Origin of the sequence: Corallincola spongiicola, assembly GCF_004284785.1 — a bacterium.
Lineage (GTDB): Bacteria > Pseudomonadota > Gammaproteobacteria > Enterobacterales > Neiellaceae > Corallincola > Corallincola holothuriorum.
The window spans coordinates 581600-607454 of the sequence record NZ_SHLY01000002.1 but is presented as its reverse complement, the minus strand read 5'-3'; the positions used below and the strand labels follow the sequence as shown (position 1 = coordinate 607454).

Annotated in this window: 17 protein-coding genes; 10 read left to right on the top strand and 7 right to left on the bottom strand. The window is 50.0% G+C overall.

Annotated elements, in window-relative coordinates:
• Together EXY25_RS08370 and nudF are read right to left on the bottom strand one after the other, a co-directional pair.
• A complete protein-coding gene (locus EXY25_RS08370) occupies positions 1–459 on the bottom strand; it encodes a DUF1249 domain-containing protein (protein WP_130566406.1) in 459 nt (152 codons plus the stop codon).
• Between the two features lie 3 nt (positions 460–462).
• Positions 463–1170: an ADP-ribose diphosphatase gene (gene nudF, locus EXY25_RS08365; protein WP_246019527.1), complete on the bottom strand. Its 708-nt coding sequence runs from the start codon at positions 1168–1170 to the stop codon at positions 463–465.
• Between the two features lie 148 nt (positions 1171–1318).
• Here nudF and tolC point away from each other — a divergent pair, with 148 nt between their 5' ends.
• From tolC to EXY25_RS08345, 4 genes are all read left to right on the top strand, one after another.
• The gene (gene tolC / locus EXY25_RS08360) at positions 1319–2632 is read left to right on the top strand and encodes an outer membrane channel protein TolC (protein WP_114337180.1); all 1314 of its coding nucleotides are present in this window, start codon (positions 1319–1321) and stop codon (positions 2630–2632) included.
• A 274-nt stretch (positions 2633–2906) separates the two neighbouring features.
• Positions 2907–3281 (top strand): hypothetical protein, encoded by a 375-nt coding sequence (locus EXY25_RS08355; protein WP_130566405.1) that lies wholly within the window; start codon positions 2907–2909, stop codon positions 3279–3281.
• 101 nt (positions 3282–3382) lie between these two features.
• Positions 3383–5275 (top strand): tetratricopeptide repeat-containing diguanylate cyclase, encoded by a 1893-nt coding sequence (locus EXY25_RS08350; protein ID WP_130566404.1) that lies wholly within the window; start codon positions 3383–3385, stop codon positions 5273–5275.
• Positions 5276–5511: 236 nt separating this feature from the next.
• The gene (locus EXY25_RS08345; RefSeq protein WP_130566403.1) at positions 5512–7659 is read left to right on the top strand and encodes a hypothetical protein; all 2148 of its coding nucleotides are present in this window, start codon (positions 5512–5514) and stop codon (positions 7657–7659) included.
• 90 nt (positions 7660–7749) lie between these two features.
• Here EXY25_RS08345 and EXY25_RS08340 read toward each other — a convergent pair whose 3' ends face one another.
• The 3 genes from EXY25_RS08340 to hldE form a co-directional block, all read right to left on the bottom strand.
• Positions 7750–8067, bottom strand: coding sequence for a hypothetical protein (locus EXY25_RS08340; RefSeq protein WP_114337176.1), 318 nt, complete (start codon positions 8065–8067; stop codon positions 7750–7752).
• Between the two features lie 523 nt (positions 8068–8590).
• A complete protein-coding gene (gene waaA / locus EXY25_RS08335) occupies positions 8591–9862 on the bottom strand; it encodes a lipid IV(A) 3-deoxy-D-manno-octulosonic acid transferase (RefSeq protein WP_130566402.1) in 1272 nt (423 codons plus the stop codon).
• Positions 9862–11298 (bottom strand): bifunctional D-glycero-beta-D-manno-heptose-7-phosphate kinase/D-glycero-beta-D-manno-heptose 1-phosphate adenylyltransferase HldE, encoded by a 1437-nt coding sequence (gene hldE, locus EXY25_RS08330; protein WP_130566401.1) that lies wholly within the window; start codon positions 11296–11298, stop codon positions 9862–9864. Before hldE ends, waaA begins: the two co-directional genes overlap by 1 nt.
• Positions 11299–11470: 172 nt before the next feature.
• On the opposite strand from hldE, the gene lpxL reads away from it, so the two are divergent.
• The gene (lpxL, locus tag EXY25_RS08325; RefSeq protein ID WP_207232129.1) at positions 11471–12397 is read left to right on the top strand and encodes an LpxL/LpxP family Kdo(2)-lipid IV(A) lauroyl/palmitoleoyl acyltransferase; all 927 of its coding nucleotides are present in this window, start codon (positions 11471–11473) and stop codon (positions 12395–12397) included.
• Positions 12398–12524: 127 nt separating this feature from the next.
• Positions 12525–15089 (top strand): EAL domain-containing protein, encoded by a 2565-nt coding sequence (locus EXY25_RS08320; RefSeq protein ID WP_130566400.1) that lies wholly within the window; start codon positions 12525–12527, stop codon positions 15087–15089.
• Between the two features lie 62 nt (positions 15090–15151).
• Here the strand turns inward: EXY25_RS08320 and glnE are convergent, their stop codons facing one another.
• Both glnE and EXY25_RS08310 read right to left on the bottom strand, forming a co-directional pair.
• Positions 15152–18058 carry a bifunctional [glutamate--ammonia ligase]-adenylyl-L-tyrosine phosphorylase/[glutamate--ammonia-ligase] adenylyltransferase gene (gene glnE, locus EXY25_RS08315; protein ID WP_130566399.1) on the bottom strand — a complete coding sequence of 969 codons (2907 nt, stop codon included), beginning with the start codon at positions 18056–18058 and terminating at the stop codon, positions 15152–15154.
• A gap of 73 nt (positions 18059–18131) precedes the next feature.
• On the bottom strand, positions 18132–19637 hold the full coding sequence (locus EXY25_RS08310) for a CYTH and CHAD domain-containing protein (RefSeq protein WP_130566398.1): 1506 nt from the start codon (positions 19635–19637) through the stop codon (positions 18132–18134).
• Positions 19638–19783: 146 nt separating this feature from the next.
• Here EXY25_RS08310 and EXY25_RS08305 point away from each other — a divergent pair, with 146 nt between their 5' ends.
• From EXY25_RS08305 to putA, 4 genes are all read left to right on the top strand, one after another.
• Complete coding sequence (locus EXY25_RS08305) at positions 19784–20464, top strand: TIGR00153 family protein (RefSeq protein WP_114337163.1); 681 nt, start codon at positions 19784–19786, stop codon at positions 20462–20464.
• Between the two features lie 12 nt (positions 20465–20476).
• Entirely contained in the window at positions 20477–21742 is a 1266-nt protein-coding gene (locus tag EXY25_RS08300; protein ID WP_130566397.1) for an inorganic phosphate transporter, read from the top strand.
• Between the two features lie 100 nt (positions 21743–21842).
• Positions 21843–22424 (top strand): TIGR04211 family SH3 domain-containing protein, encoded by a 582-nt coding sequence (locus EXY25_RS08295; RefSeq protein ID WP_130566396.1) that lies wholly within the window; start codon positions 21843–21845, stop codon positions 22422–22424.
• A 203-nt stretch (positions 22425–22627) separates the two neighbouring features.
• Positions 22628–25789 carry a bifunctional proline dehydrogenase/L-glutamate gamma-semialdehyde dehydrogenase PutA gene (gene putA, locus EXY25_RS08290; protein WP_130566395.1) on the top strand — a complete coding sequence of 1054 codons (3162 nt, stop codon included), beginning with the start codon at positions 22628–22630 and terminating at the stop codon, positions 25787–25789.
• Positions 25790–25855 lie beyond the last annotated feature (66 nt).

Genomic DNA, 25855 nt, shown 5'->3' with positions numbered 1-25855 from the left:
CTATTTTCCGGAAACGGGGTCTACCTGTATCAGCGGAGCGGTGCCATAGCCAAACTTTTTGCTGTGCTGCAGCCACTCAGCAAGAAACTGATTAACCTGAATTTTTTCATCTTTATGATGCATTTTTTTATTAGGATAATCATACCTTGGCTTGAGCCTGGAAATCTGCTGACTAGTTAACACTTCTGCCACGCGGGCATCGTGGTACAGCCTCACCGTCATTTGTGGCAACAAAAAAGCAGCTGCACCTGCGCGATGTTGTTCCAGTAAGATGGTGCTGGTGTACTTAGTTTCTTCAACCAGCTGCATCGACACTTGTGTGTGCATGTCCAACGCCCAAAATAGGGTATCACCGGCGCTATCCAGCCTCACCAGCAAAAAACGTAAACTGGCATAGTTATGCTCACAGCAACGTAAAAACGCTGACACATCAGGTTGATAGCGGCCGCTGCGAGACATCAGCTAATCCACTTCCCAACGCGATTTAAGCGCATCACCATGTAACTGCAGCCACTGTAAAGCGATAATCGTCGCGGCATTTTCTACCTGCCCGTCAGCAAGCATCGCTAACACCTGCGATCGAGGTAACACCTGCACCCGGATATCTTCGTGCTCATTTGCTAAACCATGCAGACCGCCGATACCGCGACTATCAACCTCGCCGACGTACAGCTCAATCCGCTCGGTTGTGCCTCCTGGGCTAACCAGATAACTAAACAGGTGCTCCACCCGTCCCAGCGTTAATCCCGCTTCTTCGGCGGCCTCGCGATGGGCAACCTCCTCTGCAGATTCGCCCGGCTCAATAATGCCTGCCACCAGCTCGTATAGCCAAGGGTGACTGGTTGTCGCGCAGGCGCCCACCCGAAATTGCTCCTGGATCACCACACTATCGCTCACCGGATCATAGGGCAGCACCACGACGGCATGACCACGTTCAAACACTTCGCGATCCATCTCCTCGCTCCAGCCACCCGCAAACAATTTATGGCGCAAGCGATACTTCACCATAGAAAAAAAGCCAGCATAAAGCGTCTGTTTCGCAAGCAGTTCGACATCTTTATCAGTAAAACGATCGGGTAGGCTTTGTGATGAACTCAACGGATATTCCTCAAAGCAAAGATTATTCTGACGAAACTCATTATCTGCGCCGCCTAACATGACTACAAGCAAACAAGCACACCAAAAAAAATTTCTGTTACACTTCAGGCAAAGAATTGGTGAGTTCTCAAGGGTATACTGCTGAAAAAAAGCAGCCGATGTTGCTCAAAAGCCAAGTCATAAAGTCAAGTTAAAGAGACTTAAAGGAAGATAGATAACAATGGTCAAGAAGCCCCTTTCCCTTGCAGTCACACTGGTGCTAGGTTCTTTAACCAGTTCTGCTTTCGCCGATGACATCTGGCAAATCTATGAAAAATCATTAGAAGCCGATCCTGTCATTCTCCGAGCAGCCGCCCAGCGACAGCAAGCATTTGAAGCGATAAAGGAAGCGCGAGCGACCTTATTACCGCAAATATCAGTGACCGGTCAGTACACCGATACCAGCAGTAACCGTAACTTTCGTGAAGGTGACGGCACCAGCGCGAGCGTCGGACTGACCCAAGAGATCTATCGTCAGGAAAGTTGGATCAGCCTGGATTTAGCAGAGAAGTCAGCCCACCAAGCCGATGTTAATTACAACCTCGAACTACAGCGCCAGATACTCCGCGTGGCAGATGCCTATTTTGAAGTACTACAGGCAATGGACGATGTTGAATTCATCAGAGCAGAAAAACGGGCCATTGAGCGTCAATTAGAGCAAACCAAACAGCGCTTTGCCGTAGGTTTGACTGCCATTACCGACGTCCATGAAGCACAAGCAGAATATGACCGTTCTGCTGCCGATGAAATTGTCCAAGTCAACGTGTTGGAAAACAGTTACGAAGGGCTTCGAGTATTGACCGGCCTCAGCCATAGAGACCTCGACATCCTCAATACCGACCTGTTTTCACCTGCGAAACCGCAGCCTGAATCAGCGCAGAACTGGCAAACAATCGCGAAAGATAAAAGCTTATCACTGGCCTCTGCTCGCGTGGCTACCGATATTGCCAAGCAAAACATTGACTTGGCAGCGGCAGGTCATATGCCCACGCTGTCGCTGTTTGCTCAATATGACACCTCGAATATTGATAGCAACTTAAACAACGGCCCTGACAGCTATGATGACCAAACCATAGGGCTGCAGGTATCAGTGCCTATCTATACCGGCGGTGCTATCACCTCTCGCGAACAGCAAGCGCAGTATGCTTATGTTGCCACTAGCGAGCAGATGAACGAAACCTATCGTGAAGTCAATCGCGTCACCATCAGCAGCTATAACGACGTTATCGCTTCCATCAGTGCGATCCGCGCATTTGAACAAACCGTCGTCTCGCGGGTTAGTGCCCTGCAAGCAACGGAAGCAGGCTTTGAAGTTGGCACACGTACCATTGTCGATGTACTTGATGCCACTAGAAACCTTTATGATGCCAAAGCGCAGCTTTCCAGTGCTCGTTACGCCTATGTCCTCAGCGTACTGAGCCTGAAATTTGCCGCTGGTAACTTAACAGAACAAGATCTAAAAGATGTTAATAAGGGTCTGAAACGACCGGCGTAATAGTTTTTCCTGGTAAAAAAAAGCCGCAATAGCGGCTTTTTTTGTGTCAGATACAGAGCTACCGCGACTGGCCGAGCCATTGCGACTATGACACACATGCTCACCATTTCCTGAAACATGAAATCGTTATACAGCAAAAACTAACTTGTCAGACCAGCCAATGAGATGTGATAAAGATCACCTTCAGATGCTATCTCTTTGATTAAAATGCCGCTAGTTTATTCATGTGGCTTAAAAAGGGATCTCGCAAAGCGAGCAAAGGGATAATAAAACGATGGCAACGGGATTTTTGCTTCTAGTCTTGGCAGGTATTGCCTATTTGCTTTGGCGGTATCGTCAAGGTCAAAGTAGTAACGGTCAAGTTATCGATCAGCGCTACCATGCCGTATCCATAGAGCAGGGACTCATTTGCTGCCGCCACGTAGAAAAACTTCAACATCAACGCTATTTGTCGCACGAAGCACCACACATTCCTCTACCTGGCTGCGATCAGCCAACTTGCCAATGCCGTTATAAGCACCATTCAGACCGACGTAATCGACACAATGACAGACGCGATATATACGGTGTTAAGCAAGCGCTGTTCGATGTGTTGACCACAGGTGAACGGCGGAAAACTCGAGACAGAAGAGCAACACCGGCATCCTAAGATCATCGCTTTTTATAAAGATAGTCGCTGCGATAGGGTTGAATAGTTGTTAAGCTGCAGCCGAAAGACCCCCTCTAAGTCATTAGCAGTAAGGTAGTACGTTGCAGAAATCGAGCCGATATAACTTAATCGCCCGCCTTCTTATTACGGTCTACTTGTTACTACCGTCGTTGGCGTTTGCGCAGACTTCTTTTCCGGTTTTAGAGAAACAACTGTCCGAAGTAGACAATGACGACCATCAGCAAGCCTTAAAGATCCTCGCACGCTACCGCTCTGATTTAACGCTCTGGTCTGTGAAGGAGCAAGCACGCTTCTATCGGTTAAACGCGGATCACCAAATTGAGACCGGTCAACTAGATATAGCTAAACAAAACTATGATCGTAGTATCGGTATTTTGATGCCGCTAGGCGCATCAATAGACCTCGTACATAGCTTGTTGGAGCGTTCCTATATCCGCTACGTACAGACCAACGATCGCGAAAAATATTGCCCCGATAGAGTGATCGCAGAACAGTTCGCCAGAGCATTAGATAACGATGAGCTGCTGGTGAAAGCACTGACTCAACTTGCTTTCTGCAACAACGATGATCAGCAATTCGACAAAGGATTAAAGCTATTACAGGAGGCACTGTCGATCGCACAGCGCTCCAACTTATCCTCTGGGCGCGTTGCAATGATCTATAACGCCACCGCACTGATTTATAAAAATAATGGGCTCAATTCTCAGGCTTACGAACATTTCAGCAAAGCCTACCAACAGTGGCAGTCAGCGGATGACAAAGTGGACATGGTGAGCATGCTCCACGGTATGGTCGGTGCAGCCATTGAGCAAGCTAAATGGCAACAGGCGAAGCAGCATGTCGGTGAGATGTTTGAGCTAGCCAACTCCGCGCCTGAACACCCCGATTTCGAGTTTTTCGCCTATTACAATGCCGGCCGCACCGCTTTGGCCAAACACGAGCTTGAACTGGCTACCGGCTACTTGGCAAAAGCGCTAGACAGGCAAGCCAACACCGCAGAAAAATTCTTTGTAAAGCACACATATGCCTTACTCGCCGAAGCTCATCTCCGCAATCAAGCCTGGCAACAAGCCTATCGCTACGCCGAACAATGTTTAACCTTGTTGCAATCTTCAGCCAACGAACTCAATGATTCACGCTTACTTTGCCAAGCAATTATCGCGGCGCAACAGAACGTGCCACAAATAACCTTAGAGGCAATGCTGCAACTTGTAGATAAACAGACCAAAGCGAAGCGAGACTTCGTCAACAATGCCATTTTGAAAGCCGCCCTCACCCATAATGAAAAGCTAACCCAATTTGAAAACCAGCTGCTAATAAAGCAGGTGGAAATTAATGAATTGGCGCTACTCAATGAAAAAGACCAACGAAAAATTGCTTATCTGACTATCGCCATCTTCGTGCTCTTTATGGTGGCGTTAGCCGCAATCATCATCTTTCTGGCGCGCTCACGGAAGGTATTACAGCACCGTGCAGAAACAGACTTCCTCACCGGTATCGCCAATCGTCGACGTATATTTGAGCATGCACAACGGCTGATTGAGCGCGCGGCCCACAACAAAGATCCACTGTCGATCATTATCTTCGATATCGATCACTTTAAGCAGATCAATGACAACCATGGACACAACGTCGGTGACTTAGCCATTCAGCAAATTGCCCGCCTTACGGCGAATTCCCTACGCCCAGGGGATATTGTTGGCCGTATCGGTGGCGAAGAGTTTCTCGTTGTGCTGCCGAATACGCAAGAGCTTCAGGCACAGGAAGTGGCCGAACGACTACGCGCAATGATCGCTAGCACTAAGCTAGAGATCGAAAATCAGTCGGTACGCGTTACCGTCAGTTTAGGGGTGTGCACGTTAGACAAACAACGTAGCGCGTTACAGAGCATCATCAATGCCGCAGACGAAGCGCTCTACTTCGCCAAAAATGCAGGCAGAAACCAGGTAAAGGTCAGCCCCAGCAGTAACTGAGGCGCCACTGTAGCAGCACAATAGCGACGAAAAAACACCTTGTGTAAGCAAAGCCTTGTGATAATCCTTCACCAAATAGTCAGCCTGCTATATTTAAAGCGACCGCTTTAGCAGCGAACAAATTTTTACTGATATCGACAAAACATTGAAAATTCAATCCGATGTCAAAAAATTTTACACTTCAATAAGCTAAAGTCGGAGCAGCATGCCGTCAGTCATTATTGAAGAGGTGGGGAATGGGATCTAGCAAAGTCGTTAACAAGGACGATTCGCAAACAGCTACCGAAACGCAGCAAACAACAGAGACCGCTGAACGCGTCGTCATCACCGCGAATGAAATGGTGCCAGTCCCAGAGCCCTCCGAATATAACTTCTTCACCGAGCGGGAACTGGAAAAGATCCTCGCAAACCTCGATACCTTACGTGACGATGTTTACCCCAGCACTGGCGCCGAGCCAGAACACTCAGCTGCCAACCACAGCTTTCCATCGGTCTGCCTTATTGGCCTAGGACGTTGCGGTTCAAATATTGCGTTAGAAGTTGCTACTCTGGTTTATCGCGCCCGCTCCTATTATCTCAATGAATTTAAAACCCAAGAAACGCAAAGAATAGAAAAAGATGGTCGGCCACTGCGCTGGATCCGTCGGCGGCTGCATCTAAACGCCGAGAATACACTCAAACCTATCTTCCTTATCGAGCCGATCGTGATGCTCGGTGACCTGGATAAAGATATTGCTGGGCGGATCCGCTACTCCTCAAGAACCGAAGATGGCAAGTTCCTAGAGAACTACACCAAAATGAAAATCATGGATCTATCAGAGGTTCATGCGGGGGGGGCTGGTAACGCACCGATATTGGGTCAATATCTCGCTAAAATCATCTTGAACAAAGACACAGAGAAATTCAGTAATCAGGATTGGAAGTTTATCCACTCCTATCTAATCGACTCCTGCGGCATCAAGGCCAACCAGAGTCGACTGTACTTCTATATTTTCAGTGCCGGCGGCGGTACCGGTTCAGGCATGGCCTCTGAATTTGGTCTGGCACAGCAATATGCCTACATGCGCAAAACCTTTGAGATCCGCCCCCATGACACACTGGATGACGACCGCCATCGTTCATTTGTCTTCGAACCTATCTTTACCAGCGGTATCTGTATTCTGCCGAATATCTCCAACCAACAGGCATCCGTATCTGAAGCCCTGCATATCAATGCCGGCCGTCTGCTATGTAAGTACCTCTCTGAAGAGTGGGACTTTTCTTATAACTACGAAGATGAGGCAGAGAGCGAAGCCAGCGTCATGCAACGTATTCGCCCATGGAATGCGATGATGTTGATATCCAACGATATCATGCGCTACGCCGAGGAAACCGACGACGGAAAGATTGAAGACATCGATGTTAACTCGATGGAGAAGTACGCTAATCAATATATCTCACAGCAGATATTTAATATCTTGACCGCACAAGCAGTCACCACAGACTACGACGAAAACTACTTCCGCCGTGCCGGTATCGATATTGGAGAGACCATCCGCCTGGACGCCAACGACCTGTTTATGAGCCTGGCTGGCCCCGTGGCGGTGGCTTATGCGGAAAGCGTTGTGCCCCACCAGGAAGCAACGTTTGGCGATAAGCACCACAACATCGACGTTGATGACCTGTTTTACCGCTCCATTGAGCTGCCCCATTTCAACAAGGACACACAGGCAATTGAAGGCATCAGCTTGTTGCCAATTGAGTCACAACGCTATCGAGCGGCGTTAGAAAAGTATAAGAGCAACAGCTACGATGCATCAGCCCTCAATGATCTGCACTTTTTCAAGAACTGCTCATCCATTGTCTCAATTGTTTCGTTACCAAAAGATTTCAAGCTCTCCTATGTCGATTTAAATCGACTGAAGAGCCATCTGAATGCGCTGTTCCCGAACACCACACTAAAACGCTATGCTTTGGTGATTGGTACCTCTGCCAACCTGTCACTGACCACTTTGGTCGCCAAAAGCCCATGCCTCAGTGATGATTTCATCACGCTGATTGTCTCTTACATCAAACGCTGCTTTGCCAAAGACAAATATCGTTATGAAGAGACATTGGACAAGACCCTCATCGATATGATTAAGGCCGAAGAGTTTGATGAATCCAAGATTGATCAACTAGTCAATGTTTATGAAAGCCCAGCGAAGATCCTCGACACCAACTGGTTTGCAATCAAGCCAATGTATGAGAAAAAGTATCGAGAACTGATCCGCGACGACAGTAAATTCCAGTCGATTAACGATATTCGTCTCTCGTCGGAAAATATCAAAAAGACCATTCGCTATCTGCGCGAGATCTATCGTCACCGTATCAGTCGAACCAAGATCTTATCCCTGAGTGAGTGATCCACTTACCAGTGCTAGCTGCTATGCGGCTGGCACAGAAGCAATAAAAAAGCCGCATATGCGGCTTTTTTATTGCTTGCGTCAGTCGAGCTAATCACATTTAAGCAAATTGTACTCTTCGACAATGATATAGCGACCTTCAGCGATAGGCTCCTGATAGGCTACGGTATCAAATTTAAGGCCGTTCTTTTTCGCCAATGTCTTCGCCTCTTCCCGAAGCCTGGTAAATAGGTTGTCGTAGGTACGTCCCACCGACGCAAAAGCAACTTCTTGTAGATTCTTCATTCCCAAAACGATTTGACACTCATGGACTCTGGCACCATACCAAGGCACTAGCCGTGGCGTTTCAGCAGCCAGTGCAGAAAAACTCATCATGGAAACAACAATAGCCAGAACAATCTTCTTCATAGAACCTCCACATCTCACTCATGGCTGCCTGCACCTTTCTTATTATGGGGAAACCCTCTGCATGCAAGCGCCAAGTGTAAAAAAAGCCAACATAGATAACTCACTTTAAGGGTAGGCTACTGGTCTGACAACTTGGCTTGGCATATTAAAATTTTTGGTCGACCTCACGCTTTGAACCGAATTGTTTACAATTCAACCGCAGCCATACCTCAACACTTTATAAGCTGTCAGCCAACGGAACTGATAGATCGCTCATAGATTCGAAAAAGTGATAGCTTTAAGCATAGGTACACGGGTCTTCTCTATGTAAATCAGTATCTTCTAATTATTATATAGAGAAATATTGCACTATCTTTGGAAGTGTTTAAGACAAACAGAAAGCAAACAAGCGCCGTACTTAACTCTGCTGTGAAAGCATGGTTCAGCAACACCGTTAGAGGTTATCTCATTTTTTACTTTTTACCCGCAGCTTGCCAAACAGTTGAGAAAATCGGGGCTTTGAAACGGCAAACCGGAGAAACGGTTACATAAATTCGGAAATCGCCACAACGGTCTTTTGCAGCGCGCCCTGACTCTTAGCGACCACATCCTTTCCGGCTTTGGCAGCTTGTTCGGCTTCATCGGGGTTGGCGATTAGCTGGCTCACAGCCGCCGCCAAGCTGTCACTATCGGCTACCTGCTGGCAATTACCTGCGGCAACCAGCGTGCGCGAAATCTCTGTAAAGTTAAAATCAAACGGACCATTTAGCGTAGGCATGCCCACGGCCGCTGGCTCCAGCAAATTATGGCCACCATTAGGAACTAAGCTACCGCCCATAAAGCAGATATCGGATGCCGCTAACAGCAACATCATCTCACCCATAGTGTCAGCTAGGTAGATGCCACAGGTAGGATCTAACTGATTTAAACTACGACGATTAAAAATCATTCCCTCTGCCTCAGCACGCCGCTGACATAGCGACGCAACTGCATCAAAGCGTTGCGGATGCCGCGGGACAATGATCAGCAATGCGTCGTTATGCTGTTGCCGAACTCGCTGATGAGCATCCAACAAGATCTCATCTTCCCCCTGATGGGTACTGGCAGCGATCCAGACCGGACGATGTGCAGCGATGTTTTGTCGAAATGAGTGACCATCCGTTGTCGTTTGTTCGCTGATCTTTATATCGAATTTCAAGCTACCTGAAACAGTCACTCGACTGGCGTCGGCCCCCAATTCGATAAGGTGTGCTGCGTCTTGCCCCCCTTGGGCCAACACGCTATGAAACCCCAGCAAGGCAGGTGAGATTAACCACCGAAATCGGCGATATCCGCGGTAGGAGTTATCCGACATCCGCGCATTAATCAGTAGCGACGGCACTTTTTGACGACAACAGGCTGCCAACGTGTTTGGCCACAACTCCATCTCCATCATCACCGCCAAACGCGGTTGAGTTCTGCGCAGAAAACGAGAGGTGGCATCAGGTAGGTCCAACGGTGCATAACGGTGGATCACCCGCTCTCCAAAAGCGGCTTGTACCCGATCGGCACCGGTACGGGTAGTGGTGGTCACTAAAATAGGCAGTTTGGGGTATTCGGCAAGCAAGCGCTCAACCAGCGGCGTTACGGCGATCACTTCGCCGACAGATACCGCATGCAGCCACAATGGATGGCCATCAACTGGAGGCACAAAGCCTAAATGCTCAGGCCAACGCTTACCTATCTTCGGCTTACTGCCTTTGGGCCAATGCAGTAGCAGAAGCCCAACCGGTAAAGCCAAGTAAAGCAGGAGTGAATAAAGCGCCCGAATTACCATTACTTAGCGGCTCTATCACCGCGGATCGCATTGATGATCTCAGTAGTAGAGCAGCCGTCTTCAAAATTTAACACCCGGACTTCACCGCCATTGGCGCGTACGGCATCACCACCAGCGATTTCATCTGGCTGGTAGTCGCCCCCTTTAACCAATAGATCTGGCAATACAGCAGCAATTAAACGTGCAGGGGTATCTTCACTAAATGGTACCACCCAATCGACAGCGCCGAGCCCCGCCAATACAGAAGCGCGACGATCGGTTGGATTAACCGGACGACCAGGGCCTTTCAAACGGGCGACAGATGCATCGGTATTAACCGCCACGATGAGGCGATCACCCAGTTTTGCAGCCTGATTGAGATATGCCACATGGCCAGCATGCAAAATATCGAAGCAGCCGTTGGTCATCACCACCTTTTCGCCGCGAGCTTTAGCCGCTTCAACCGCGTAAAGCAGTTGATCTTCACTGACCGCACCGAAACCGCCCTCTTGCCGTTCACCGATAGCGTTGGCCAACTCGATAGTCGAAACAGTTGAAGTACCGAGTTTACCCACCACCACGCCAGCAGCAGCGTTCGCCAAGGCACAAGCTTCACCAAATGATTTATTCGCTGATAAAGAGGCCGCCAATACCGAGATCACCGTATCACCGGCACCTGTGACATCGAACACCTCCTGCGCTAATGCTGGCAAGTGCAGCTCTGGTTCATCGGCCTGCAGCAAGGTCATACCATGCTCACCGCGGGTCACCAGTAAAGCTTGCAGCTCTAGCTTTTCCCGGAGCGCGTGACCGCGTTCCACGAGCTCAGCTTCATCCTTACACTTCCCAACAATGGCCTCAAACTCACCGAGGTTTGGTGTCATTAAGGTCGCACCACGGTACTTTTCAAAATCGGAACCTTTAGGGTCCACCAACACGGGCACATTGGCCTCTTTCGCCAGCTGTACCATCTGCTGCACGGCAGACAGCGCGCCTTTGGCGTAATCAGACAACACCACCACCTTGGCCGTCGCCAACTGCGCTTTCATTTGCGCCAACATAGGTGCGGGGTCGACCTCGTCAAACCCCTCTTCGAAATCGAGTCGGATCAGCTGCTGATGGCGGCTAAGAATGCGTAATTTAGTAATGGTGGGATAGTTGGGAAGGCGGTAGAAATCACACTCAACATTCACCCCCTGCAACTTGCCTGCAAGTGCGTCTGCGGCTTCATCCTGCCCGGTCATGCCAATAAGTACCGCTTTGCCACCCAAGGCCGCCACATTAAGCGCCACGTTTGCAGCACCACCAGCTCGCTCTTCGATCTGCTCAACCTTGACCACGGGTACGGGAGCTTCGGGAGAGATCCGCGATGTCGGTCCATGCCAATAGCGGTCCAGCATCACATCACCCACTACCAACACTTGGGCCGTATCAAAATCTGGCAGGCTTACTCGCATAACTGTTTGTCCTGATGATATAAATTGTCGATATTCTAATGAGCTGACACGCGACATGCCAGTTTACTCACAGATATAATCATAGCGGTTGTGGTTCGACAGGCTAGCAACAGATATCTACAATACCTGCCCTGAACGATTTCAGGCTGCCACTAAGCCCGAGGATAGACGAGTGAAAGAAGCGCCATCACTGACATTAAGCATGTTTCACCCCCGCCACTGGCTGACTTGGTTCGGCTATGGGGTGTTCTGGCTTATTGTGCAGCTGCTTCCCTACCCCTTACTAATGAAGCTCGGCAGGGCACTTGGCCGTCTGATGCAGAAACTACTGAAAAAGCGCGCAGTCATTGCAGACCGCAACCTGCAGCTCTGTTTTCCGCAGATGAGTGACAGCGAGCGACAGCAACTGGTCGATAGAAATTTCGAATCTGCAGGCATGGCGGTAATAGAAACAGGCATTGCTTGGTGGTGGCCTGACAGGCGTATCCAGAAGCTTTGCCATTATGAAGGGATGGAGAACCTACCCAAGGAACAAGGGGGCGACCAAGGCATTGTCTTTCTAAGCATGCATTTTCAAACCTTAGAGATGGGCGCTCGGTTGTACAGTAATACCTACGCTGGCATCGGTTTCTACCGCCCGAATAAGAATCCGATCATTGAGTTTTTCCAATACCGTGGCCGCTCCCGCGGTAAGACCTACCTGATTGATAAGCGCGACATTAAGTTGGCTGTTAAGCAGCTACGGAAAGGCCACCGGCTTTGGTACGCACCGGATCAAGATTATGGTCGTCGCAGTAGTATCTTTGTGCCTTTTTTCGCCGTGCAAGACGCTCCAACTATTCCGGCCACCAGTAACCTAGCCAAATTGGGCAAAGCCAAAGTAATGATCTTCGTGCAATCCCGGCTACCCAATAACAAGGGGTACCAGCTAACACTGAGCCCTGCATTAGACAATTTTCCTTCCGATGATCTTGTTGCCGATACCACAAGAATAAACCAGCTGATTGAAGCCGAGATCTTAAAACAGCCGGAGGAGTATATGTGGATGCATCGGCGCTTTAAAACTCGCCCCGATCCCGAGCAGCCCTCGTACTACTAAGCTTTGATGGCCCGGTGCTGCCCTACATTAAGTTGAATACCTGCGTAAAAACAGCAGGATGAGATGACCTTGCTATACTCCAAAGAGGTGCCGCATCAGCGGCCTGTTACGGAGTATCTGCTGCAGCATGGATCAGTTTACGCCGCTTCTTAGAGCCAGAACCCTGACGCTATGGCTAGACAGCTTTTCAGATTGGTTTAAACAATACTGCGCCCATCACCGTCTCAGCATCATTTTTTGGGATGATGATATGGTGGCGCTTGTGCTCGACCATAGAGAACAAGCCAGTTATAGCTTTCACAGTAATCATGTCGAAGAGCTAGAGCCACCACTGCCCTGGTCAGCCTTGGGGCGGGTCGAGCCCAGTAGCCAAAGTTTTGTGCAGTTAGAAAATGAATCAGCGTCGCATCACAGCTGGCTGCTCAAACTTAACTGTACTGCACCATTAAGCGCCGTCATCTATTTGGAAACGTCGGACGCGGCAGATACCTCAGCATTGCAGCAGGTTGCCGATCAAAGTGAATCACTTGCCGCTTTAGCTGAGATCCAATGGGATTTCCATGTACTGCAACGGCAACAATATCGTATGTCGGAATCTCCCTTAAGCAGTGGTGAAGTAGACCTATTGCCCATCATTGAACACTGCCCAGCACTGATATCGGCTAAAGATCTTAACGGCAATATACTATTCGTTAATCGTCACTTTGCCTTGCTCGACGGCCCCTCCCCTGAGGAGTATGTCGGTAAGAACGTATTTGAACTGTTTCCAAAGAAGATCGCCTCAGAACTATGGAGCAACGATCTAAAAGCGATCAACCAAGGTGGGCTCGAAGTAGAAGAAACCTGCTATCACAAAGGCGGCAAATTACATACCTACCTTTCTAATAAGTTTCCGCTTAAAGACAGTACCGGAGAGATATTTGGCATCTGTGCGATCTCGACCGACATCACTGAACGCAAAGCGACTGAACTTCACTTGCGGGAAAGTGAGCAACGGCTCAAAACACTGCTGCGCTATGCGCCAGAAGCGATCCTGATTTTTGATGTTGATAAAGCTTGTTATATCGATGCCAATCGTAATGCGGAGAAGCTGTTTGGTCTCAATAAGCGCAACCTAATGACAGCAGATCCTGCCACCCTGAGCCCCTCTTTACAGTCAGATAAAGGCAGCTCAACCACCGTAAGAGCGCAGATGATCCAACGCACGCTGAATGGTGAAGTGCCGCATTTTGAATGGCTCTGTCTGCGTCATGGCAGTGAAGCTGTGCCCTGCGAAGTGCGTATGGTGCAATTCCCAATGAGTGGTCGGCGCCTGATCCGTGAATCATTTATCGATATTTCCAGCCACAAAGCATCGGAACGTAAACTGAAAGAGCATGAAGCTCACCTAGAGTACCTTGCCCATCACGATGCACTGACCGGTCTTCCGAATCGCCTGCTCTTGGCTGATCGCCTCGAGCACTCGTTGGCACTCGCCAGGCGCTCAGACACCCGGGTGGCACTGCTACTCTTTGACCTGGATCGATTCAAATATATCAACGATACCCTCGGACATGACACCGGTGATCGTCTGCTGAAAACCATCGCCAACCGACTGTCCGAAGCGGTCAGAACCATGGACACAGCCGCCCGGTTGGGCGGCGACGAATTTGTTGTGTTACTGGAACAGTTCGGTGCGCTGTCTGATGTCAGTCAGGTAGCCAGAAAGTTGATCGAAACCCTTGGTGAGCCCTGTAATGTTGCAGGTCACGAGTTGTCGCCATCCCTCAGCATCGGCATTAGCGTATTCCCCGATGATGCCAGCAGTGCAGAGAGCCTGTTAAAGCATGCTGATATTGCCATGTATAAAGCGAAAGAGTCAGGCGGTCGCCACTTCCGCTTTTTCACCGGCGAGATGGATCAACGCACAACACAGCAATTAAAGATGGAAAGTGAGCTGCGCCAGGCGATCATCAACAATGAGCTCTCATTAGTTTATCAACCGCAGCTTTCATTGGCGGATAATACGCTCTGTGGCATGGAGGTGCTGGTACGCTGGCATCACCCCAAACGCGGCATTATCTACCCAGGGGAATTTATCCCTGTCGCCGAAGAGACTGGCCTAATAAACGATCTAGGGTTGTGGGTAATGCGTCATACCTGCAAACAGATAGCCAAGTGGCGCAAAAAAGCACTCAAGACGCCGCGGATCTCTATCAACCTGTCGGCACGTCAGTTTCATCAACATGATCTGTTGGCGCAATTAAAAGAGTTACTCCAAGCACACCAGCTTACCGCCAGTGACATAGAATTTGAGATGACCGAAAGCATGCTGATGGCGGACGCAGAAGAGACAGCACGCCTGCTCAATCAATTGGCCAAGTTCGGTATCTCCCTAGCGGTCGACGACTTTGGCACCGGCTACTCTTCCCTTGCTTATCTACAGAAATTTCCTATCCATCGGTTGAAGATTGACCGTCGGTTTATTCAACATCTGCCTGATAATGGTAATGACAGTGTCATTGTCTCCACCATTATCGCCATGGCTCATAACATGGGTATGAAGGTCGTCGCTGAAGGGGTTGAAACAGGCGAACAGCAGCGTTTCCTGGCGCGACTAAAGTGTGACGAAGCACAGGGCTACCTGTTTGCTAAACCTCTGCCGACGGAAGCTTGCGCTGACTATCTCAAAAATCATCAAGCTGAACTTTAATAAACGACAGCCCCTCGCTAGCGGCGGCAAGAAGAATAGCGCGACACTATTTTCCAGCAGTATCAGCTAGTTTCGCTGAGCGTCAGGTAGTCTGGCAGATAACTTAGCCAAGCCTCTCTTACCTGCTGCCGCAGCGCTTGCCAACCATCAACAGGTAGCAGCCCCGGTAACTGCTGCAGAGCCAAACGGTGATTTTTATCCCGCAGTCGACAGTACGCGGCAATAAGTTGTTTAGATAACTCGGCAGAGACAATACCTTCCTCGGCTAAAGTCTCGAAAATACGCACATTGTCAGACCAGACACTCAGCGCAGGATATTGCTGGCTATAGGCTAATACCAAATACTGCGCCAGGAATTCGATATCAACGATCCCTCCCGTGTCCTGCTTCAGATCGTAAAGCTCTGCGTTACCCTTATTCAGGTGACCGTACATTTTAGCGCGCATCTTCGCGACATCCTCGGCCAACGTTCCTTGCTCACGGGAGCGTTGCAACACGTTAGCGCGCACTTGAGCAAAATCATCCGCCAGCTGACTGTCACCATAAACCACTCGACTCCGCACTAATGCCTGATGTTCCCAGGTCCATGCTTCCTTTGCTTGATAATCAGCAAAGGCGTCAATATGACTCACCATCAAGCCAGAAGCACCCGATGGTCGAAGGCGCATATCAATTTCATACAGCACACCAGAAGGCGTACGGGTGGCGCACAAATGAATAATCCGCTGGCCTAGTTTCAGGTAAAACTGCTGATTGGTCAGTGACTTTTCACCTTGGGTATGACCTGCCGGTGCCTGATGCAGAAATACCAGATCCAGATCGGAGCCATAACCCAACTCGATCCCGCCCATCTTGCCATAACCAACCACGGCAAAAGCGTAGCTATTATCTGCTAACCCTGATGGAAGCCCATAGCGCAGGGTCATCTGCTGCCATGCCATGCCAACCACTTGTTCCATTAGCGCTTCAGCCAATGCGGTTAAGTGGTCACTCACTTTCATTAGAGGCAGTGCGCCGGCGATATCTGATGCTGCAATACGCAGTTGCTGGATCTGCTTGAATTGCCGCAACGCTTCCATCTGCTGTTCCAAATCATCTTCAGGAATACGCAGAACAAATTCACGTAACTCTTCACGATACTGCGTCGGACTTGGCGGCTGATAAAGGTGGGCAGGATCGATCAGTTCGTCAAGTAAGATAGGAAAACGCGACAGCTGCTCGGCGATCCACGGGCTGGCGGCACATAGTCGGCAAAGTTGATCCAGCGTACCTGGGTTCTCAAGCAACAGTTCTAAGTAAGCAGTTCGGGTTAAGATCTTGGTGAGCACCTGGGTAACGCGCTCAAACAGGAGCTCTGGACTGTCACCTTGCACCACGCGCTGGAGTAGGCCAGGCATCAATTTCGACAGGGTTTCTCGACCCCGATTACCCATTGAGCGCTGCTGGCATTGAAGACGAAAATCACGCAACAGTTTAGCTAACCGTTGACTCTTGCTTTCGGCGACACCGCACTCCGTTAAAATCCCTTCCAGCTCATCCAATTCAAAGTCATGCTGCCAAAGCTCGATGTAGCAGTCATCGACCTCTTCCTTACGCTCCTCCTCTTCACCAATCACAGAAGCAAAGACCTCATGTACCGCATCGGTGTGGAGGATGAGCGCGTCAAAATACTGCGCGTAGCTGGCATACCCCAACACATGCGCTAGGCGCAGCTGGTCAACATCACCATCTGGCAGCATCTGTGTTTGTTGATCACCAATCGCTTGGATCATCTGTTCACTGCGACGAAGAAACAGATAGGCGCGCCGTAACGTTTCCGAATCCGCAGCGTTCAATAAGCCATGCTCACCCAGCAAGGCCAGCGTCTCCAATAGCCCGTGACTCTGCAGCTCCGGCATGCGACCGCCACGGATCAGCTGCCAAACCTGAACAATAAACTCGATCTCCCGAATACCGCCAGCCCCCAGTTTAATGTTGCTCAACTGCGATCGGCGGCGAACCTCACGGCTAATCATGGCTTTCATCTGGCGTAGTGAATCGATCGCGGAAAAATCGATATAGCGACGATAAATAAACGGACGTAATAAGCCTTCGAGCTCTTGGTGATAGCGACCGCGCGGACCGAGAATGCGTGCCTTGACCATGGCATAGCGTTCCCACTCTCGTCCCTGTTCTTGATAGTAATCTTCCAGCGCGGCAAAGCTCATCACCAAAGGCCCGCTGTCACCGAATGGCCGCAAGCGCATATCCACCCGATAAACAAAACCATCGGCAGTGCTTTGAGCTAACAAATTAATCAGCTTTTGGCCTAGCTTGGTAAAAAACTGCTGATTATCAAGACTACGGCGAGCCCCTTGGGTTTCACCGTTTTCCGGAAACGCAAAGATTAAATCAATGTCGGAAGAGAAGTTAAGCTCACCACCGCCCAACTTCCCCATTCCCAGTACGAGCATCGGTTGCGGTTGGCCACTTTGACGCCCCATAGGCGTGCCAAACTGCGTTGTTAACTGCTGATAGGCCCACGCCAATGCCTGACTGACCAAGGCATCGGCAAACTGAGAAAGCCGCGCTAGCGTTTGTTCAATCGGTGCGATATGCAATAGATCACGCCAAGCGATCAAAGTCATTTGTTGCCGCCTAGCAACCCGCAACACCTGCTGAACTTGGCGCTCATCGCCACCACACTGAGACAATTGCGGCGCCAACCATTGCTGATAACAGGCGGGGCCAGGCTGCTGCAGTTCGCCATCGATCACCTGCAATGCCCACGCAGGGTCTTTAATCAAATTTTCAGCCACAAAGTCACTCAGCGCAAACGCTCGCAATAGGCTACTTTTCACCGCCTCGGAAATAGCAGAGTCAGACACAGCTTGCTGCTCACAAGCGGTTTGAAAACGCTGCCAATAACGCTCGGCACCATCAGCTAGAACCTGCGGTAAGATCGGAAAGGTGGAGTCACTCTGGGACATGAAGATGTTCCTGTTAAGCGATGAAAAGCGATTCACAGCGCCCTAAAGCAGCGCTGCGCTAAAAACACGATGCTCATTCAAAAAGGGGATCATCAAGGGCCGATTGCCGGGATTGCTCAAGTGCGTGTAACAGCGCATTTCGCTTTCGCTCCAACCAGCGCCGATACGGCTTCTTGTCGGTCAAAGCTAAAGAATCAGCCACAGCATTAAGATAGTCTAACTGCGACCATTCAGCAGTACCGCGAGAGAGATCCAACCAGGCTTCACTGCACTCTGTGCCCTGCTCATTACTAAACAGAGCCGCAAAACAGAGCCGCAACTGCAACGCTTGTCTAAGCAGCGGAAACTTCTTCAAATAATCATCACCTGTGAACTCATGACCAGCATACAAAAGATGCAGCTGTTGCCACTGCTCAATTAGCGTATCGCGCCCCAACGAGATGACCGGCTCGTTTAATCGTGATGTCGCTCCTAACAGATAACGACGCCAGCCCTGTTCGAACAACCACTCAGTGAACGAGAGCACCAACTGACAATAACGGGAGGAGAGCAGTAGCGTAACCACCTCGGTTTCATCCGGAGAAGAATCCGAGATCTCAGCCAAACGTGATTTCAGCAACTTACGGTCATCTAGCTTGCGCAACTGATGGGCTTTATCGGCCAATGCGTGCTGACGAAATGACGCTTCAGGTACCCAGGCCAAGGTCTTAAGCAACCACTGCAGTTCATCACGCAGCGTTTCACTGGCTTCCAGTGGGATCGCATCCTGGTAGGCTTGCAACGCGCTATTGAGCCATTGGTAGCCATCATAAAGTGCTTCAACAGCAGCAAATGAAGGGCAACTAATAAAGCTCTGTTCATTGTGCTGGATGGTATCCAAGATATGCTTAAGCGTTGCTTCGAATGCCACTTCAACCGACATATCCAAACTAAGCTGCACCGGCACCAATGGGCACCGTTCATAGTGGGTTTCACCTTTGGCAAGACGATACCCCCGTGCAGCTTTACTTAAATGGCCTAACCTTGCGGGAACAGCACCAGAGATAGTGCGAGCCAAGCCAAATAGATGATCAGGATCGCCTTTCAGTAACTCAAACTCGACTTCCGCGATCGGCTCTTGCTGATGGTTAGCCTCAACATTACCGATATCCAATGCCACTTCAACTTCGGAGCCATCATCAAAGCGCAGACACCAGCTGCGGCGACGGAAATTAGTACTAAAAATCGGCACTAACTGTTTTTCCAGCCGTTCTGGCACTATCGTCTCAGGCCAAATATCCGCAGGAAATAGCGCTAAATCAGGACGACTTCCTTCAATAGGTTCGTTGTATTCAGGGCGCTGGTGTAACCCTCCCACCACCCGTCCTGCGGTTTTTATGGTCTGTACCGATACATTATCAGCAGTTCGGACACGCAACCCTGTGTCGATGGCGCGTAACTGACGATCTGGCGTATCAAAGTAGATATTAGCCAGCTGCTTGTCCGCGGAATAGTAGATATCAGCTGCAGTTTCAATTGCTTGAACTAATGCCTCTGACTCACCGGGGATCACAAGTTTGATCTCTATTTCTGTTTCCATCGACTACATTCTGTTGTAGCGGGCGGAGAAATCACCCACTAATTTCAAGACATGCGACTGAATAGGTTTCATGCTTCACTAACATCGGCTAGTATTCAGCGCCAAATTTTAACGTTTCATGACAAACAGCGTCAGGAATTGCGTTCATGCCATTAAATAACATCATGGGAGTTTTTGCTAAATCTCCCATTAAACCGCTCGAAGAACATATTAATAAAGTTCATGCCTGCAGCGAAGAACTAACTAAGTTCTTTAAAGTCGTTCTGCAGCAGGATTGGAAAGCCGCGGCTGAAATCCGTCTCAAAATATCGACTTTGGAAAAAGAAGCCGATGCGTTGAAGCGAGAGATCCGCCTCAAGCTGCCTAGCGGTCTGTTTATGCCAGTAGAGCGCACAGACATGCTGGAACTGCTCACTCAGCAGGACAAGATCGCGAATATCGTTAAGGATATTGCCGGACGCGTGCTGGGTCGAGAGATGGTGATCCCAGAATCGATCGCTGATGACTTCGAAAAGTATGTTGCTCGCTGTATCGATGCAACTGCGCTAGCTAAAAAAGCAATCAATGAACTGGATGAGCTACTAGAAACCGGCTTCCGCGGCCGTGAAGTTGATCTGGTTGAAAAGATGATCCACGAACTGGATCTGATTGAAGATGATACCGACACAATGCAGATCCGGTTACGCAAGCAGTTACGCTCCCTTGAATCTGAACTCAATCCTGTCGATGTGATGTTCCTATACAACATCATTGAATGGGTCGGCGCAGTCGCTGACCAAGCAGAGCGCGTAGGTGCTCGCCTGGAATTGATGCTGGCTCGTTCATAAGGTACTGAATAAATGGAAATCTTAGTCAATTACAGCTTTGAGCTGATCCTGATTGCTGCGCTTTTCGGCTTTTTTATGGCGTGGGGTATTGGTGCTAATGACGTGGCCAACGCCATGGGTACCTCTGTTGGCTCAAAAGCGCTGACCATCAAGCAAGCGATTATTATTGCTATGATCTTTGAGTTCGCCGGTGCCTACCTAGCCGGTGGCGAAGTGACATCAACCATCCGGAAAGGGATCATTGATAGTGGTTACTTCGTCGATGCACCAGAACTCCTGGTGTTTGGTATGACAGCATCACTATTAGCCGCCGGTTTCTGGCTATTGATCGCCTCCTACCTGGGTTGGCCCGTTTCCACCACTCACTCGATCGTTGGCGCGATTGTCGGCTTTGCTGCCGTGGGTGTCAGTGTTGACGCTGTCGCTTGGGGTAAAGTGGCTGGGATTGTCGGCAGCTGGATTGTCACCCCTGCAATATCAGGCTTTATTGCCTATCTCATCTTTATGAGTGCACAAAAGCTGATCTTTAATACCGACGATCCGCTAAAAAATGCGAAACGTTATGTTCCTGTCTATATGGGCTTTGCCGGATTCGTACTGTCACTGGTGACCATCAAGAAAGGTCTTAAACATGTTGGCTTACACCTTAGCCCGGTGGAAGGTTATGCGTGGGCCATCGGTATCGCTGTCCTAGTTGGTATATTAGGCTCTTTAACCATCAGTCGACTGAAGATTGATCCTAAGGCCGACCGCCGCATGCACTACGCCAACGTGGAGAAAGTTTTTGCCATTTTAATGGTGGTGACCGCTTGTTGTATGGCTTTTGCCCACGGTTCGAACGACGTAGCTAACGCTATTGGGCCTTTAGCTGCCGTTGTATCGGTAGTCAGCAACGAAGGTGAAATCGCCAAGAAAGCAACACTGGCATGGTGGATCCTGCCGTTAGGTGCTGTTGGTATTGTTGCTGGTTTAGCGATTTTTGGTCACCGCGTGATGGCGACCATTGGTAAAGGGATCACTCACTTGACCCCAAGCCGTGGTTTTGCCGCTGAGCTTGCTGCAGCATCAACCGTGGTTATCGCTTCAGGTACTGGCTTACCTATCTCAACCACGCAAACACTGGTTGGTGCGGTCCTTGGGGTGGGTATGGCTCGCGGGATTGCAGCACTTAACCTCAGTGTGATCCGCAATATTGTAGTTTCATGGGTGGTGACGCTGCCAGCAGGCGCCGTGATGTCCATCATATTCTTCTACATATTAAAGGCCATTTTCTCTTGATTTAGCGGGCCCCTTGACCGGGGCTCTTGCCAATTTTCGGGGTAGGCAATAGCATGGCTGTTGAGACTCGCTACCCCTTAATCAATAACAAGGCACCGCTGTGAAAAAACTTCTGGTATCTCTTGCTCTTCTTCTTCCTACTTTTATCGCTCAAGCCGCAGATGGTGGCTTCCGTTACGTCAGCGATGAACTGACCATTTTTATGCATACCGGGCCTAGTACCCAATACCGTATCATCGGCACGATTACTGCGGGCAGCCGGGTTAAGGTGGAACAAGCTCAGAGTGATACAGACTACATTAAAGTCACCGATCCTAAGGGGAAGACCGGCTGGGTCGACAAAAAGCTACTGATGACACAAGCCAGCCTGCAATATCGAATGCCGCAATTGGAAGAGCAGCTAGCAACATTGCAGATGGAACTCCAAGCTCGCAATGAAGAGCTGGCAGCGTTAAAACAAAACCTGCGCGGGCTACAAGAGCAATCTGAAATCTTGATTGAAGAGCGCGATGAAACCCTCTCCGCCAATCAACGCTTGACCACTGAGTTAGACACACTGGATGAGTCGACGCAGATGGAGTGGTTCTGGCGCGGCGGTATTGTGTTGGGTGCAGGTATTTTAGTTGGGATCATCATTCCTTTCCTACCTCGCAGAAGAAAACAGCAAGACCAGTGGATGTAAGTTCGCCGCTGTAGCACACGAATGTTTACAGGAACGGCCCTTATTTGGGCCGTTTTTTTTACCTAGCCGCTATCGCAGTCAGAAGCTTTTGCAGTCTAAAATCAAGGCATATTCTGATTGCCATGGTACTGCAGCGCCGATGCAATGCAGCCGAGTACCAGCACACCCTCCATGGCAACGCTGTTAATACCAGAGGGCACGCCATGTTCAGACCTTCACAATTGCTATCAGCAGAATACCGACCAACGCTGTCCCAGTTATGGGCTCAGATCAGCGAGACCTATCAGGCTGATGAAGCAACATATCTGGCTGAGTTGTTGGCCTTGGTTGAGCAACCAAGCGACGAACTGCAACAAGTTACCCGACACGCTGAACAGCTAGTGACACAAGTACGCCAAGAGCATCACGCGGGTGAAGGGCTGGATGCATTCCTGCAGCAGTACAGCTTAGACACACAGGAAGGTATCATCCTGATGTGCTTGGCTGAAGCGCTGCTGCGTATCCCTGACGGTGCTACTGCCGACGCCCTGATCAAAGATAAACTCAGTGGTGCGGACTGGGCAAAACATCTGAAAAGCTCTGAGTCTATGCTGGTGAATGCGTCCACTTGGGGATTGATGCTGACCGGCAAGGTGATCACCCTCGATAAGGGCATTGATGGCGAACCAGCCAACCTGCTTAACCGTATGGTCACCCGTTTAGGCGAGCCGGTGGTACGCAAAGCAATGTACGCCGCAATGAAGATCATGGGCAAACAGTTTGTCCTCGGCCGCAACGTCAAAGAAGCACTCAAAAGCAGTAAAAGCAGCCGCAAAGCCGGGTATACACACTCTTACGACATGCTCGGAGAATCAGCCCTGACCATGGCGGATGCTGACCGTTACCTGGCCAGTTACCAAGCGGCAATTGCTGCATTAGGGACTGCAGAATTTGACGAAGAACTAGCGCCACGCCCTACCATTTCAGTCAAATTATCAGCACTTTACCCACGCTATGAAGCCAGTCATAAGCAACAAGCGATCCCGGAAATGAGCCAACGTTTGGCCACACTGGTTAGCCAGGCACGCAGTCTCAATATTGGTATTCAGGTTGATGCAGAAGAAGCCGATCGCCATGAGATGATGTTGCAGATATTTGAACATGTCTATCGGAGCGATGCTGCCAAAGGCTGGGGCAATTTCGGCCTCGTCGTACAAGCTTACGCGAAATGGGCGCTACCTTCATTGGTATGGTTAACCGAGGTCGCCCGCAGCCAAGGCGATACCATCCCGATACGTTTGGTGAAGGGCGCATATTGGGACAGTGAGATAAAATTGAGCCAGCAACGGGGCTTAACTTGCTATCCAGTGTACACCCGCAAATCAGCAACCGATTGCAGCTACCTGGCGTGCGCCAAGTACCTGCTGAGCGCGCGGACAGAACACCTGATCCTGCCACAATTTGCCACCCACAACGCGCAGACCGTGGTGGCGATCCAAAGATTAGCCGGCAACCGCCCTTTTGAGTTTCAGCGACTGTGGGGCATGGGTGACGAACTCTATGGCACCTTGCTGATGACCCATGCGACTCAAGCTGTTCGTATCTATGCCCCGGTTGGCGAACACAAAGATCTGCTGCCCTATTTAGTCAGACGCCTACTTGAAAACGGTGCAAATACCTCTTTTGTCCATAAATTGGTAGATCCCAATACACCAACCGCAAGCTTGGCTGAGCACCCGCTAGATAACCTGCAAAAAGCTCACAGCTTAATCAATACTCGTATTCCGTTACCGGCCACCATCTATCCCGACCGAAGCAATTCCGCAGGACCAAACCTCGATATAAGTGCCCAGGCAGAGCCTTTCTTTGCACAACTGCAGGAATATCAGCACTGTCAGTGGCAAGCTCACCCTATCATCGACGGAGAGTCGGTCTCAGGCGCGACACAAACCGTCTGCTCACCCCGCAACAGAGATGAGATCGTCGGCCAGGTACAGTGGGCAACCACCGCTGATTGCGAACACGCTTTAATGGTCGCCCATCAGGCTTTTCCAAACTGGCGTAACACGTCAGTAGAACTGAGGGCCAAGCTACTTGAAACGCTAGCTGACCAGCTGCAAGCCCATCAAGTAGAGCTGATCGCATTGTGCACCCGCGAAGCAGGTAAACAGCTTCATGACGGTATTGACGAGGTAAGAGAAGCAATCGATTTTTGTCGTTATTACGCCGTTGAAGCACGCAAGTTATTCCGTCCCGGCGCGCCACTCCCGGGCCCAACAGGCGAACTGAACGAGCTATTTGTACAGGGCCGTGGGGTGTTTGTTTGCATCAGCCCCTGGAACTTTCCATTGGCCATCTTCCTCGGTCAAATATCGGCGGCGTTGGTCACTGGCAACACAGTGATCGCCAAACCCGCAGAGCAAACCAGTCTGATCGCTCACCGTACCGTGGAATTGATGCTGGAAGTTGGTTTTCCAGCGGATGTGATCCAGCTATTACCCGGCAGTGGCAAAACGCTGGGAACGGCACTGACGCAAGATAACCGCGTTACCGGCGTCTGTTTTACAGGTTCAACCCAAACGGCACAGCTAATCAACCGCAGTTTGGCGGCAAGGGACGGAGCCATTGCGACGCTTATCGCCGAAACGGGTGGTCAAAACTGTATGCTGGTTGACAGCACCTCACTGCCTGAACAGGTCGTTAAGGATGTAGTCCAGTCAGCGTTTGCCAGTGCCGGGCAGCGCTGCTCAGCATTGCGCGTGCTATATCTGCAAGCAGAGATCGCGGATAAGGTTATTGCGCTACTCGCTGGCGCAATGCAAGAACTGAATGTCGGCGATACCTGGTATCACCACACTGACATAGGCCCGGTCATTGACACGGCGGCGCAGCAACAACTGCTACAACACATTGCAGACATGCAGAGTAGAGGACGTCTGATCGCCCAATCCCCGATGCCGGAAGAAACCAACACAGGCAGCTATGTGCCGGCAACAGCAGTGGAAATAGAGAGTATTAACTGGCTCAGTAAAGAGCAATTTGGACCCGTGCTGCATGTGATCAGGTATAAAAAGTCCGACCTCAATGACGTTATCGCTCAGATTAACGCGACCGGTTTCGGTTTAACCTTAGGGATCCATAGCCGCAATACCCAGCTCGCCCTAACAATTGCCGATCAGGTCAATGTCGGAAATGTCTATATCAACCGTAATCAGATCGGTGCCATGGTTGGCACTCAACCCTTTGGCGGTCAGGGGTTATCAGGCACAGGCCCAAAAGCCGGTGGCCCCCGCTATCTGCCGCGATTTATTACCGAGAAAACCCGCAGCAACAATATTACGGCAGTTGGCGGCAATGCATCACTGCTGTCTCTTGGCGATGCTTAACAACAAAGCCTTTCTGTTACGCACAAAAAAGGCCGCATCAGCGGCCTTTTCACCCCTGCACAGGGA

Coding starts and splice junctions, on each gene's coding strand:
- EXY25_RS08370 (WP_130566406.1), bottom strand. CDS start 459: ATGTCTCGCAGCGGCCGCTATCAACCTGATGTGTCAGCGTTTTTACGT.
- EXY25_RS08320 (WP_130566400.1), top strand. CDS start 12,525: ATGGATCAGTTTACGCCGCTTCTTAGAGCCAGAACCCTGACGCTATGG.
- EXY25_RS08355 (WP_130566405.1), top strand. CDS start 2,907: ATGGCAACGGGATTTTTGCTTCTAGTCTTGGCAGGTATTGCCTATTTG.
- EXY25_RS08300 (WP_130566397.1), top strand. CDS start 20,477: ATGGAAATCTTAGTCAATTACAGCTTTGAGCTGATCCTGATTGCTGCG.
- EXY25_RS08345 (WP_130566403.1), top strand. CDS start 5,512: ATGGGATCTAGCAAAGTCGTTAACAAGGACGATTCGCAAACAGCTACC.
- EXY25_RS08340 (WP_114337176.1), bottom strand. CDS start 8,067: ATGAAGAAGATTGTTCTGGCTATTGTTGTTTCCATGATGAGTTTTTCT.
- putA (WP_130566395.1), top strand. CDS start 22,628: ATGTTCAGACCTTCACAATTGCTATCAGCAGAATACCGACCAACGCTG.
- waaA (WP_130566402.1), bottom strand. CDS start 9,862: ATGGTAATTCGGGCGCTTTATTCACTCCTGCTTTACTTGGCTTTACCG.
- EXY25_RS08305 (WP_114337163.1), top strand. CDS start 19,784: ATGCCATTAAATAACATCATGGGAGTTTTTGCTAAATCTCCCATTAAA.
- hldE (WP_130566401.1), bottom strand. CDS start 11,298: ATGCGAGTAAGCCTGCCAGATTTTGATACGGCCCAAGTGTTGGTAGTG.
- glnE (WP_130566399.1), bottom strand. CDS start 18,058: ATGTCCCAGAGTGACTCCACCTTTCCGATCTTACCGCAGGTTCTAGCT.
- tolC (WP_114337180.1), top strand. CDS start 1,319: ATGGTCAAGAAGCCCCTTTCCCTTGCAGTCACACTGGTGCTAGGTTCT.
- EXY25_RS08310 (WP_130566398.1), bottom strand. CDS start 19,637: ATGGAAACAGAAATAGAGATCAAACTTGTGATCCCCGGTGAGTCAGAG.